We start from the raw sequence: 12,764 nt of genomic DNA on the forward strand, positions 1-12,764 counted from the left end.
TTCTTATTTACGGAACATGGCCAGCATGCGCTGGGTGACGGCAAAACCGCCGAACATATTGATGGCGGTCAATGCAATGGCCACTGTCGCGATCCAGGTGATCATGCCGTTGGGCCGCTCAGCCGCATCCATCAACGGTGAGATTTGCACCAGCGCGCCAATCGCAATGATGCTGGAAATGGCGTTGGTCACGCTCATCAGCGGCGTGTGCAGAGCGGGTTTCACATTCCACACCACCATGTAGCCGACAAAGCAGGCCAATACAAACACCGTGAAGTGCGACATGAACTCCTTGGGCGCGCTGTGGCCGATCAGCCAGAACAACACCGCAACCACGGCGAACATCACGGCCAGTTTGCCCGCAGGCATGGGGGCACTGGGCTCACCATGGCCCTTGCCTTTTTTGGCCACGGGAGCAGCCGCCGGTTTGGCCGCCGCTGGTGGCGTTGCCGCCACCTTGGGCGCCGGTGCTGGCCAGGTGATGTTGCCGTCTTTGGTGACAGTCAGACCGCGGATGGCCTCGTCTTCCATGTTGACGTTGATGATGCCGTCCTTGGTCTTGCACAGCTCCTCGGTGAGGCGAAACAGGTTGGTGGCATATAGTGTTGACGACTGCTTGGCCAGGCGCGAGACCAGGTCGGTGTAGCCGACGATGGTCACGCCGTGCTTGACCACCGCCTGGCCGGGCTCGGTCAGTTCGCAGTTGCCGCCTTGCTCGGCGGCCATGTCGACGATCACGCTGCCGGGCTTCATGCTCTTGACCATCTCGGCGGTGATGAGCTTGGGCGCTGGCCTGCCAGGGATCAGCGCGGTGGTGATGATGATGTCTGCATCTTTGGCCTGCTTGGCGTACATCTCACGCTGGGCTTGCTGGAAGCCCTCGCTCATGACCTTGGCGTAGCCGCCACCACCAGAGCCCTCTTCTACATAATCGACCTTGACGAATTCACCACCCAGCGACACGACCTGGTCGGCCACTTCAGCACGGGTGTCATTGGCACGAACGATGGCACCCAGGCTGGCTGCGGTGCCAATTGCCGCCAGTCCGGCAACACCAGCACCCGCAATAAAGACCTTGGCTGGCGGCACCTTGCCCGCAGCCGTGATCTGACCGCTGAAGAAGCGGCCAAAAGCGTTGGCCGCCTCAATGACGGCGCGGTAGCCGGCGACACCGGCTTGGGAGGTCAACGCATCCATCTTCTGGGCGCGGCTCAGCGTGCGCGGCAGCGCGTCGATGGCCAGTACGGTCACCTTCTTGGCGGCGAGTTGCTGCATCAGTTCAGGGTTTTGCGCCGGCCAGATGAAACTGACCAGGGCCTGGCCTTCATGCATCAGGCCGACTTCTTCGGTGGTAGGGCCACGCACCTTGAACACAATATCTGACGCCGCCCAGAGTGCGGCGGCCCCGGTGATGACTTCTGCACCAGCGGCGCGGTAAACCTCGTCGCTGCAGTTGGCCGCATCGCCCGCGCCCGATTCAACAGCGACGACGAACCCGAGTTTGATCAGTTTTTCAACCGCCTCAGGCACGGTGGCCACCCGTTTTTCACCAGGAAAAACTTCGCGTGGCACACCAATGCGTTGCGGTGATTGGGGGGTAACGGCCGCCGGGGCGATGCCCGATACCGTCTCATTAGGTACGCCAGTTTGCATAAAGCGACTCCTCAATTGGATTTTTCAACTACGTGTTCGGCGCCGGTCCGGCGGCATGAGCCGCGGCAAGCGCTGCGCCCAAGAGCTTAACTTAATTTGCCCCCATTACCGCCCCGGCAAACCATGACTTGCATCAATGACTTGGCAGTTTCTACACCGACCTTTGAGGCGTACGGCAGAATCCCGCCATGACTACTCGCTGGAAACCCAACGTCACCGTCGCCGCCGTCATTGAGCACGACGGGCGCTTTCTGCTGGTCGAAGAACACACCTTGGATGGCCTGCGCCTGAACAACCCGGCCGGGCACCTGGACTGCGGCGAAACCCCGGCGCAAGCCTGCACACGTGAAACGCTGGAAGAAACCAGCTACGCTTTTTCACCCAGGGCCCTGGTGGGGGTCTACCTGTCGCGTCAGCCACAAAGCAATGCTGAAGCCATCACCTACCTGCGCTTCGCCTTTTGTGGCGAGCTCGGTGCCCCTGACCCAACGCGCAAGCTCGATGTCGGCATTGTGCGCACGCTCTGGATGACGCTGGAAGAAATCCGGGCCAGCACCGCGCGTCTTCGCAGCCCGATGGTGCTGTGCTGCATCGAAGACTATCTGGCCGGCAAACGCTACCCGCTGCAACTGGTCGTGGCCGACGCCAGCATCGCCGGCTGAGATTCCCCCTAAGCAGCGCTCCTTGCCGGTGGGCAGGGATAATCTAACCCCTATGAACAAGCGACACAGTGGGCAACGCGTGGTGGTGGGATTGAGCGGAGGCGTGGACTCGGCCGTGACCGCCTGGCTGCTCAAGCAGCAGGGCTACGAGGTCATTGGCATCTTCATGAAAAACTGGGAGGATGACGATGACAGTGAATACTGCTCCTCCAACGTTGACTTTATCGATGCGGCCGCCGTGGCGGATGTGATCGGCATCGAGATTGAGCACGTCAACTTTGCCGCCGAATACAAAGACCGGGTGTTTGCCGAATTTTTACGCGAGTACCAGGCCGGACGCACACCGAATCCGGACATCCTGTGCAATGCCGAGATCAAGTTCAAGGCGTTTCTGGACCACGCGCTGCGCTTGGGGGCGCAAAAAATCGCCACCGGCCACTACGCCCGGGTCCGTTGCGTGGCTGCCGACGGTCGCGTGCTCGACGCGGCGCAGGCACAGATGAGCGATGGGCGCTTCGAGTTGCTCAAGGGCCTGGACCCGTCCAAAGACCAGAGCTATTTTTTGCATCGACTGAACCAGGCGCAGTTGTCGAAAACCCTGTTTCCCGTGGGCGAACTGCTCAAGACCGAGGTGCGTCGCCTGGCGCTGGAGATTGGCCTGCCGAACGCGAAGAAAAAGGACTCCACTGGCATTTGTTTCATTGGCGAACGTCCGTTTCGTGATTTTTTGAATCGCTACATTGCGCGTGAGCCGGGCCCCATCAAGGATGACAAAGGCCGCACCATCGGCCAGCATGTGGGCCTGAGTTTTTACACCCTGGGTCAGCGCCAGGGCTTGGGCATTGGCGGCCTCAAGGCCAAAGGCGCGCAACGTGGCGGTGGCGAGCACGCGCCCTGGTTTGTGGCGCGCAAAGACCTGGCAACCAACACGCTGTGGGTGGTGCAAGGTCACGAGCACCCGTGGTTGCAGTCGCACGGCCTGAGCGCGCAGGATGCCAGTTGGGTGGCCGGCACGGCCCCGCAAGCGGGCCGGTTCAGCGCCAAAACCCGCTACCGTCAGCTTGATGCGCCGTGCACGCTGGCCGCGGGGGCTGGTGCGGCCTTCCACCTGAGCTTTCCCGAGCCCCAATGGGCCGTGACCCCCGGGCAGTCTGCGGTGCTGTATGACGACGAGGTGTGCCTGGGCGGCGGCGTGATTGCCGCCTGATCCGGCGCCGCTAAACTATAAAACTAATAGCTTCACTCCCAATAAACACGGGGGCTACAGCCTGATTTTGCTTATAAACAAGATCAACCCATGCGGGCCAGCAAAGTTTCCATGTCTTTCAGCATGGTCTCCATGTTCGCTTTCTGAGACTCATCCGGTTGCAGGCAGTTTTCCAGCTCCTGCTCCATGAAGCACATCGTCATGCGCAAATAAGTGCTGTCGAGCGCCTTGCGCACGGCTGAGAACTGCTGGCCGATTTTGAGACAACTCTCCCCTTCTTCGATCATGCGTTGAACACCGCGAATCTGGCCTTCAGCACGCCGGAGGCGGTTGAGAACCTCCGTGCGGGCATCGGCATCTGTCAGAACAGTCATGGCTGGTCCCTTGAGTTATGGAAAAAGAGAAAGGTCCACCGGGTTTTGCCAATCTTAGTTGGCACAGCCAATTTTTGACTCGGGCACGCCCAGTTTCTTGAGAATGATGCCCAGGGGGCAAAAGTTGGTAAAGCCGGACTGGAACAGATTGGCACCCACAAAAGCGGTGAAGGCCAGCGCCCACTTGCTGACAAAGAAGGGGCTGCCCTCGACGCCCAGCGCCAACGAAATCATGATGAACAAACCGGCAAAAATAACGATGTAACGCTGAACCGTCATGGTGAGACTCCTGAAGTTAAGAATAAGAAAAAAACTAACGCGACCCGCTACTTGTTGACCCGCACGATGCCTAATAGTTTCAGAATGTATTTTTCATAGATCGGCTCGGAGGTGCCTTTTTTGATCTTGCGCATGAAATATTTCTCGTACGCAATCTTGGCCAAGTGCACCCATTTGCCCATCTTGAACCAGTTCACATTGCGCGGCGGGATCTGCGGCAAGGCCACAAAGGCAGCCCCGGTGTCGCCCATATCGGCCAGGCAAATGGCGTTCCAGGTGCCCTTGGCGGTGACCGGCTTGCCAGCCAGTTCGTCGGCAATGTTGTGCACGATGGCCGTCACCATGCTCTCGATCATGTAGCCGGTTTTCGGGGTTCCTGTCGGCACCGGTGTGACCTCCACCGGAGGGATTGCCACGCAGACCCCAGCCGAGAAAATATTGCGATAGGCTTTGCTGCGCTGGAACTCGTCAATCAGCACAAAACCGCGCGGGTTGCACAGGTTCGGCACGGCGGCCACCGCATCCACCCCCTTGAAGGCGGGCAGCATCATGGACAGTTTGAACGGAACCTCATGCTCCTTGTAGACCGCGCCCAGGTCATCGAGCTGCGTGACAAACATCTTGCCTTCTTCCACCCGGCTGGTCTTGGCGTTGGTGATCCACTTCATGTCCCGTCCGCGCAACTCGGATTCCAGCATCGACTTGCTGTCACCGACACCGCCCAGGCCCAGGTGGCCGATATAGGGCTCACTGGTGACAAAGGTGATGGGCACCTTGTTTCGCAGCTTGCGTTTGCGCAGATCGGTGTCGAGAATGAAGGCAAATTCATAGGCTGGGCCAAAGCAGCTGGCACCTGGCATGGCACCAATGACCACCGGGCCCGGGTTCTCCAGAAACTTCTGGTAGTCGGCAAAGAATTCCTGGGCATGGTCGACGCTGCACACCGAGTGGGTAAAGCCACCCCCGCCGGATTTGACGGGGCCGGCTCCCGGCACCTCGCTGAACGACAGCTTGGGGCCGGTCATGATCACCAGGTAGTCATAGTCCAGCGTGTCGCCCCCGAGCAGCGTCAGCCGGTTGCTCAATGGGTCGATCTGGGTCACCGCCTTGCCGATGAAACCAATACCCTTGCGTTGCAGATAGGGGGCAATCGGCAGGGTGATGTCCTCGCGCTTGCGCCAGCCCACCGCGAGCCATGGGTTGCTCGGAACAAATTGAAAATAGTCGGTCGCATTCACGACGGTGACGCGATGCTCTTTGGCGAGCATTTCGCGCATTTCGTAAGCGGCCGGCATGCCGCCGATGCCGGCACCCATGATGACGATATGAGCCATGGTTTGTCTCCTGCTGATATAGGTTGAATTAAGTTACACGGGGTTCACGAGAGAAGAATTCGCGTCTGCGCGCGATTCCATACGCTTGCGGTACAAGGCGTAATAGAGAACCGGTATCACCACCAGCGTGAGCAAGGTGGACACCAGAATGCCAAAAATCAGGGACACGGCCAAGCCGTTGAAAATCGGGTCGTCCAGAATGAAAAAGGCGCCGATCATGGCGGCCAGGCCCGTTAACGCAATCGGCTGCGCCCGCACGGCGGCCGAGTTGACCACCGCCGCCTTGAACGCCATGCCGTGCTCGACTTGCAGCTCGATAAAGTCAACCAGCAAAATGGAATTGCGCACGATGATGCCGGCCAGCGCGATCATGCCGATCATGGAAGTCGCGGTGAACTGCGCGCCCAGCAAAGCGTGGCCCGGCATCACACCAATGATGGTGAGCGGAATCGGCGCCATGATGACCAGTGGCGTCAGGTAGCTGCGAAATTGCGCCACCACCAGCAAATAGATCAGGATCAGCCCGACACCATAGGCGGCGCCCATGTCACGGAAAGTCTCATAAGTGATTTGCGATTCGCCGTCCCACTTGAGGGCGTACTGGCGGTAAGGATCAGACGGCTGGTGAATCCAGTATTCACCCAGCTCGCCCATGCCCGGCAAGGCGGCGGTGGCCAGCTTGCTGCGAATGGCAAACAGACCGTACAAGGGCGAGTCGAGCTTGCCCGCCATGTCGCCGAACACGTAACTCACGCCCTTGAGGTCCTTGGTGAACAATGACTTGTCGATCACGCCGCGCTCGACCTGGACCAGTTCGCTTAGGGGCACCATCTGGCCGTTGGCGGCGCGCAGCGGCATCGCCAGCAAGGCGTCGAGCCCGACCTGGGACTCCAGCGGCAATTGCAGGCGCACCGGCACCGGGTATTTGCTCTGACCATCGTGCAGATAGGCCGCATCGACCCCCGACAAGGCCATGGCTGCTGTTTGCGCAATGACGGCCACCGGGATGCCCAGTGACTCGGCACGCTGGCGCCGCACCCGCAGGTAGGCCCGCGGCGCGTTTTCCTTGAGCGAGGTGTCGATCCCCACAATATCGGGCGTGGCAGCAAACGCTTGCGCCAGGCGACCGGCCAGTTGCTGGCGTCCGGCCTCATCCGGACCATAGACCTCGGCCACCAAGGGTGACATCACCGGCGGACCGGGCGGCACTTCCACCACCTTGATGCGGGCGTTGTGCTTGATGCCAATTTTTTCCAGGTCGGCCCGCAAGCGTTGTGCAATCACGTGGCTCTTTTCGCTGCGATGGTGCTTGTCGACCAGGTTCACTTGCAGGTCGCCCTGATCGGCGTCCGAGCGGAAATAATATTGCCGCACCAGCCCGTTGAAGGTAATCGGCGAGGCGGTGCCGGCATAGGCCTGCAGGTTCAGCACCTCGGGCTGTTGTGCCAGAAAGGCGCCCAATTCATGCAAGGTGGCGGCCGTATTTTCCAGCGGGGTGCCAGCCGGCATTTCCACCACCACCTGAAACTCGCTCTTGTTGTCAAAGGGCAGCATCTTCATCACCACCCACTGCACCAAAGTCAGGCCAATAGAGAGCAGCAGCGCCACCAGAATACCGGCCAGCAGCAGCCAGCGCTTGCGCCCGCTTTCAAGGAACGGGCCCAGCACGCGGCTGAACAGCTTCTGCAGTTTGGGGCCCAGTCCTTTGGCCTGGGCGCCGCCATGCGCACCGCCAGCGTGGCCATGCGGCTTCATCAATTTCAGCGCCAGCCAGGGTGTGACCGTGAACGCAATGGCCAGTGAAATTGCCATGCCCAAGCTCGAATTGATCGGGATCGGGCTCATGTAGGGCCCCATCAAACCCGACACAAAAGCCATCGGCAGCAAGGCGGCAATGACCGTCAGGGTGGCCAGAATGGTGGGGCCGCCGACTTCATCAACGGCGCGCGGAATGATGTCTTTCAAAGTGGCGTCGGGCGAGAGTTGCTGGTGCCGGTGAATGTTCTCGACCACCACAATGGCATCGTCCACCAGAATGCCGATCGAGAAAATCAAGGCAAACAGCGACACGCGGTTGAGCGTGAAGCCCCAGGCCCAGGAGGCAAAGAGCGTGGCCGTCAGCGTCAGAATCACGGCAGCGCCCACAATCACCGCTTCGCGCCGACCCAAGGCAAAGCCGACCAGCAAGATGACCGAGCCGGTGGCAAAAGCCAGCTTTTGCATCAGCTTGTTGGCCTTCTCGGCCGCGGTTTCACCATAGTCCCGCGTGATGCTGGTCTCGATGTTGGACGGAATCACCGTGTTGCGCAGGGCATCGATGCGATCACGCACGGCGCTCGACACATCGACGGCGTTTTCACCGGGCTTTTTGGTCACGCTGATCGTCACCGCCGGGTAGACGCTGCCGGCTTGCAGCGCGGCAGACGCGGAGGCACTACTTGCCGTGGACGGCTTCGCTGCCGCTGTCGCCGAGGTCCCGGCACCCGGCGTAAACCAGACATAGCGTTGCGGTAGCTGGGCACCGGTCTCAATACGTGCCACCTCGCGCAAATAGACCGGCAAACCTTTGCTCACACCCACCACCAGGTCACCCACGTCTTGCTCAGAACGCAAGAACTCACCGGTCTCGACCGTGAGCATTTGCACCGATTTGCCAGTGGTATCGAGCACCGCGCCGGACGTCATCCCAAAATTGGAAGCCCCCAGCGATGCCTTGAGCGCGAGCAGGTCAACGCCGCGCTCGCGCAGGCGCACCGGGTCCAGCCACACCTGCACGGCCCGGCCCGGCCCGCCGATGGTATGCACCTCACGCGTGCCTGGCACGCTTTTTATTTCAGCCTCCACGGCATGCGCCACCCGTTCCAGCTCAAACGCCGGCAAGGCCTCGCGACTCCACAAAGTCACGCCCAGCACCGGCACATCGTCAATCCCTTTGGGTTTCACAATCGGCGCCAGGGCACCCAGGTCGCGCGGCAGCCAGTCCTGGTTGGCGTTGAGTACATCGTACAAACGTACCAGCGCTTCGGTGCGCGGCACCCCCACCTTGAACTGCACAGTGAGTATCGCCAGACCGGGTCGTGCCACCGAATACGTGTGATCAATGCCGGCAATCTGGCTCAACACCTGCTCGGCCGGGCGCGCCACCATGTTCTGCACATCGGCACTGCTGGCGCCCGGAAAGGGAATCAGCACGTTGGCCATCGTGACATTGATCTGCGGCTCTTCTTCGCGCGGCGTCACCAACACCGCAAACAAGCCCAGCAACAAGGCGACCAGCGCCAGCAAAGGCGTGAGGGCATTGGCCTGAAAGGCCGCCGCCATGCGCCCGGAAACGCCCATCGGGGGTTTGTGATTCATAGCCATCTCACTTGGTCACGGCGGACGGTGCCACGGCTTGCGCGCCTGCCAAACCCGCTTTGACCGGTTCCAGTGCCACGCGGTCACCCGCCGTCAGGCCCGCCACCACCTCAACCCCCTCGGCACCGTGATCAGCACCAAGACGCACCGCCTTGAGCACAAAGCCCGTGCCTGACACCACATAGACAGCCGTCAATTCGCCACGCCGCAGAACGGCAGTGCTGGGCACCAGCATGCGATCGGCCTGTCCCCCGGCAAAACGCACCCGCACCTGCTGACCCGGCAGCAAGGTTTTGGCCGCCTCGGCAGACAATTCAAGACGCCACTCAATCGTTTGTGAAACCGGATCGGCCGTGGGCACAGTACTGATGGACACCGGACGCTGCCATTGCCCGGCGCCGACACCGTCTTGCAACAACAATTCAACCGCACCGGCCGCACGCGCCGCACCCGAGCGCGACACCGGGACCTGCACCACCACCCGCATCGGCAGCGGGGCGTACAGCGTGAGCAAGGGTTTGCCCGGCACAGCCAGGTCGCCCGCTTCAGCATGCGTCTGCAGCACCCAGCCCTCAAACGGCGCGGTGACGCGGGTAAAGCCCTGCGCCAATGCCGATTGGCGGGCGCCAGCGCCAGCCTGATCGCGCCCGGCCAGCGCGCCCTTGAGCTGCGCTTCAGCCGTATCGAGTGCGGCGGCACTGACAAATCCCTTGGCGCGCAAATCACGCGTGCGATCAAAGTTGGCTTGGGCGTTGTGCAGCCCGGCTTGCGCCTGCGCCACTTGCGCCTGGCTACTCTGCACACCGGTTTGCGCCTCGCGGTCGTCAATGGTGGCCAGCACCTGACCGGCACGCACTTTGTCACCGGCCTTGACCAGCAAAGTCGCAATACGACCGCTCGCCTGCGCCGAAATGGTGCTCTGCTTGACGGGCTGAACCACACCATCGAGCTCAAACCCGGTTCCGACCGACTTCACCTGCGCGGGAACGACGGGCACCTGAACCCCGCCCTGCGCGGCGGCGACAGACATGACAAACGCACCGAGCCACGGCATCGCGCGTCGAACGGACCAAAGAAAGTCAGGTAATGTACGTGAACTCATGAGACACCTTTTAATACTGTGCGGAGTATATATGCATACCCCCCACAGTACAAGAGCCCATACTGATCCACCCAAAAAAAAGGGCCCCAGCGGGCCTTTTTGCTTAACCGATGCGCAGGTTTTTAAAACCCCGTTGTTGGGTCATTTGGAGGGGATAGTTGCTTCCAGCGCCTCGACATCCACGCGGCGGTTCTTGGCGTGGCCAGCCTCGGTGGCATTGTCGGCAATGGGTTGACTTTCGCCTTTGCCAACAGCCCGGACACGTTTGACATCAACTCCTTTGCCGACCAGATAGGCCCTGACCGACTCGGCGCGTGCCAGCGACAGGCGGTTGTTGAACTCTTCGCTACCCACCGAATCAGTGTGACCGACGGCAATCACCACATCGAGCTGGACACCCTTGATGCGTGCCAGCAGGCTGTCAAGACTACGCAGGCCCTCAGCCTTGAGGTTTGATTTGCCAGAGTCAAACAGCGTATCGGCCGACAAACTGACTTTGGTCGGTGCTGGCTTCTGCACGACTGGAGCCACTGCGCGCGCACGCGATGGAATCACGGTTTCCGCCTTGATTTTGTCCAGGGTATCGACCATGGACTCTTCGAGCGGGCACAACTCGGCAGGGTCAATGCCGCTGCGGTCCTGGCCCGCATCCTGCAAGCTCGGCATATCTTCACGATTGACACCCAGCGCCGTCACCAACTGGCCCATGCCAGCCAAGGTACGCGCCTGCGCCGCGACCTGGTTGTAGCGCGCATTGATGTAAGAGCGCGTTGCCTCGAAATACTCATTCTGACTGTCCAGTAAATCCAGCAGGGTGCGCTGCCCGATATCAAACTGCTGGCGGTAGGCCTCGCGCGATTTCTCCGTCGACAGACGGTGCTGATCCATGTAACGCTGTTGTTCGCTCAGACTGCGCACATCGCTGTAGGCAATCGACAGGGTCTGGCGCACATCACGACAGGCTTTTTCCTGCAGATCGCGCGCTTGCTCCTTCTGGTCAACCGCCTGCCGCTCACGGGCCTTGTCGGCGCCGCCACGGAACAGGTTGTAGTTCAGTACCAATTCAACGCCATTCACACGCGTGCCACCGCTAACGCCGCCGGTGTTGTTGTCGTGGCTGGCGTAAGCACGAAAGTCCACGCGCGGCATGTAAGCCGCCTTGCGTGATTCGATGCCCATTTTGGAGGCACGCACGTTTTCAATGGCGGCATTCAATGTGGGGCTACCCTGCAGACCGTCGAGCATCAAGGCCTCTGTGGACGCGGGCAAAGTGCCCAGCTTGAACGGCTCGGGCAAAGGCGGCAGGTTGGCAGGCGGTTTTTCCCCCACCACGCGCAGATAGCGTGCGCTCACGTCGTGCAGGTTGGTCAACTCGGTCAACAAATTGGACTCGGCCAGTGCCAGCCGACCATTGGCTTGCTCGACGTCAACACGACGACCCACCCCGGAGTTGGCCCGCTCTTCCACTTGCAGGGTGGTTTGCTTGTGCTCCACATAATTTTGCGTGGCCACATCCACCAACTCACGATAGCGCGCCACATCAGCATAGGCTTTAACGGCCTCCAGGGCAGCTGTCTCGGAGGCTTCGGTCAGTTCGTAGTAGCGCGTCAGCTTGGCGTAGCCCAGGCGCCTGGCTTCATTGGCGGTGAACATACCGTCGAACAACATCTGATTGAGCGTCAGCCGCGCGGCATTGACGTTGTAGGAACCGACGTTGCCGACTACCGGCGAGTCGCGGTCTTCACGCCCGGTCGAGGCAGTCAGGTCCAGTTGCGGCAAAAAACCGCCACGCGCAACATCACGCTCATTGCCAGCCGCCTTGAAGCCGTTCCAGCGGGCCTGGACCTCAGGATTACTGACCACAGCCTTGCGCGCAGCTTTGACCAGCGGTTCAGGCAGACTCTGCGCCTGCACACCCAAACCTGACAAAACCGCAACTGCCAGCAATGACAGCGTCCTTTTACAACCCATAATTAACCCCTTGTAAACATTGTTACGTTTTTTAACATTTACATTATGGACTACGTCAAGCTGATAACGAAATCACTGTGTTATTGGACTTTACGTTAACCTTAGTAATATGCGTAAGGCCATATTTGCCACTTTGACACCCCGTTTACGCCGACTGGCCTTGAACGCATGCTGGCTGATAGCGGGTTTGTGGTTGGTCTTCGCTGCCTCCATCGCCGCCACTGATTTCGATAAAACCCAAGCCTTGGCGCAGCAGCGTTACGGAGCCCGCGGCGCCGAGAGCGTGGGCGCCTGGCGGCGGTTGATCGAAGAATCACGCGCCCTCACCGATGGTGAAAAGCTAACCAAAGTCAACACTTTCTTCAACCGCCGCAGCTTGTTCCAGTCTGATATGGAGGTCTGGGGGCAAGAAGACTACTGGGCCACGCCGCTTGAATTCCTGGGCAAAGGCGCTGGCGACTGTGAAGACTTTGCCATCGCCAAATATGTCACCCTGCAAATGCTGGACATCGGCAACGAGCGCCTGCGCCTGATCTATGTGCGAGCCAAGAGCGGGGCCACCGCGTCCATCGCCCACATGGTGCTGGGTTTTTACCCAAAGCCCACGGACGAGCCACTGATTCTGGACAACCTGATCAGCAGCGTGCGCCCGGCCTCCCAGCGCCCTGACCTGGTGCCTGTCTTTAGCTTCAACAGTGACGGCCTGTGGGTGGGTGGCGCCACCACCTCGGCGGCCGACCCGACCACCCGCCTTTCCCGCTGGCGCGACGTGCTAGACCGCATGCGCCAGGAAGGACTCTGAATATCACCCTGTTTACCCAGCGA

At 60.4% G+C, this 12,764-nt stretch carries 10 protein-coding genes; 3 read left to right on the forward strand and 7 right to left on the reverse strand.

All coding sequences use genetic code 11. The features are described from left to right. Nucleotides 1–3 precede the first annotated feature (3 nt). Nucleotides 4–1,653 carry a Re/Si-specific NAD(P)(+) transhydrogenase subunit alpha gene (locus RFER_RS19080; protein ID WP_011466017.1) on the reverse strand — a complete coding sequence of 550 codons (1,650 nt, stop codon included), beginning with the start codon at nt 1,651–1,653 and terminating at the stop codon, nt 4–6. 188 nt (nt 1,654–1,841) lie between these two features. Between RFER_RS19080 and RFER_RS19085 the strand changes: the two genes are divergently transcribed. Continuing rightward, nucleotides 1,842–2,315 (forward strand): NUDIX hydrolase, encoded by a 474-nt coding sequence (locus RFER_RS19085; protein WP_011466018.1) that lies wholly within the window; start codon nt 1,842–1,844, stop codon nt 2,313–2,315. A gap of 52 nt (nt 2,316–2,367) precedes the next feature. Beyond that, the gene (mnmA, locus tag RFER_RS19090) at nt 2,368–3,522 is read left to right on the forward strand and encodes a tRNA 2-thiouridine(34) synthase MnmA (RefSeq protein ID WP_011466019.1); all 1,155 of its coding nucleotides are present in this window, start codon (nt 2,368–2,370) and stop codon (nt 3,520–3,522) included. Nucleotides 3,523–3,605: 83 nt separating this feature from the next. Here the strand turns inward: mnmA and RFER_RS19095 are convergent, their stop codons facing one another. The 6 genes from RFER_RS19095 to RFER_RS19120 all read right to left on the reverse strand — a co-directional run bounded on the left by RFER_RS19095 (nt 3,606) and on the right by RFER_RS19120 (nt 11,915). Next, on the reverse strand, nt 3,606–3,896 hold the full coding sequence (locus tag RFER_RS19095; protein ID WP_011466020.1) for a metal-sensing transcriptional repressor: 291 nt from the start codon (nt 3,894–3,896) through the stop codon (nt 3,606–3,608). Nucleotides 3,897–3,950: 54 nt separating this feature from the next. Next, entirely contained in the window at nt 3,951–4,175 is a 225-nt protein-coding gene (locus tag RFER_RS19100) for a YgaP family membrane protein (protein ID WP_011466021.1), read from the reverse strand. Nucleotides 4,176–4,222: 47 nt separating this feature from the next. Continuing rightward, nucleotides 4,223–5,509 carry an NAD(P)/FAD-dependent oxidoreductase gene (locus RFER_RS19105; protein WP_011466022.1) on the reverse strand — a complete coding sequence of 429 codons (1,287 nt, stop codon included), beginning with the start codon at nt 5,507–5,509 and terminating at the stop codon, nt 4,223–4,225. A gap of 33 nt (nt 5,510–5,542) precedes the next feature. Further along, complete coding sequence (locus RFER_RS19110; RefSeq protein WP_011466023.1) at nt 5,543–8,872, reverse strand: efflux RND transporter permease subunit; 3,330 nt, start codon at nt 8,870–8,872, stop codon at nt 5,543–5,545. Between the two features lies 1 nt (nt 8,873). Continuing rightward, entirely contained in the window at nt 8,874–9,968 is a 1,095-nt protein-coding gene (locus RFER_RS19115; protein WP_011466024.1) for an efflux RND transporter periplasmic adaptor subunit, read from the reverse strand. A gap of 141 nt (nt 9,969–10,109) precedes the next feature. Beyond that, entirely contained in the window at nt 10,110–11,915 is a 1,806-nt protein-coding gene (locus tag RFER_RS19120) for a TolC family outer membrane protein (protein ID WP_244095749.1), read from the reverse strand. Between the two features lie 133 nt (nt 11,916–12,048). Here RFER_RS19120 and RFER_RS19125 point away from each other — a divergent pair, with 133 nt between their 5' ends. Next, nucleotides 12,049–12,741: a transglutaminase-like cysteine peptidase gene (locus RFER_RS19125; RefSeq protein ID WP_011466026.1), complete on the forward strand. Its 693-nt coding sequence runs from the start codon at nt 12,049–12,051 to the stop codon at nt 12,739–12,741. The last annotated feature ends 23 nt before the right edge of the window (nt 12,742–12,764 follow it).

The sequence above is a fragment of the Rhodoferax ferrireducens T118 genome (assembly GCF_000013605.1).
Classification (GTDB): Bacteria; Pseudomonadota; Gammaproteobacteria; order Burkholderiales; family Burkholderiaceae_C; genus Rhodoferax; species Rhodoferax ferrireducens.

Coding starts and splice junctions, on each gene's coding strand:
- RFER_RS19080 (WP_011466017.1), bottom strand. CDS start 1,653: ATGCAAACTGGCGTACCTAATGAGACGGTATCGGGCATCGCCCCGGCG.
- RFER_RS19085 (WP_011466018.1), top strand. CDS start 1,842: ATGACTACTCGCTGGAAACCCAACGTCACCGTCGCCGCCGTCATTGAG.
- mnmA (WP_011466019.1), top strand. CDS start 2,368: ATGAACAAGCGACACAGTGGGCAACGCGTGGTGGTGGGATTGAGCGGA.
- RFER_RS19095 (WP_011466020.1), bottom strand. CDS start 3,896: ATGACTGTTCTGACAGATGCCGATGCCCGCACGGAGGTTCTCAACCGC.
- RFER_RS19100 (WP_011466021.1), bottom strand. CDS start 4,175: ATGACGGTTCAGCGTTACATCGTTATTTTTGCCGGTTTGTTCATCATG.
- RFER_RS19105 (WP_011466022.1), bottom strand. CDS start 5,509: ATGGCTCATATCGTCATCATGGGTGCCGGCATCGGCGGCATGCCGGCC.
- RFER_RS19110 (WP_011466023.1), bottom strand. CDS start 8,872: ATGGCTATGAATCACAAACCCCCGATGGGCGTTTCCGGGCGCATGGCG.
- RFER_RS19115 (WP_011466024.1), bottom strand. CDS start 9,968: ATGAGTTCACGTACATTACCTGACTTTCTTTGGTCCGTTCGACGCGCG.
- RFER_RS19125 (WP_011466026.1), top strand. CDS start 12,049: ATGCGTAAGGCCATATTTGCCACTTTGACACCCCGTTTACGCCGACTG.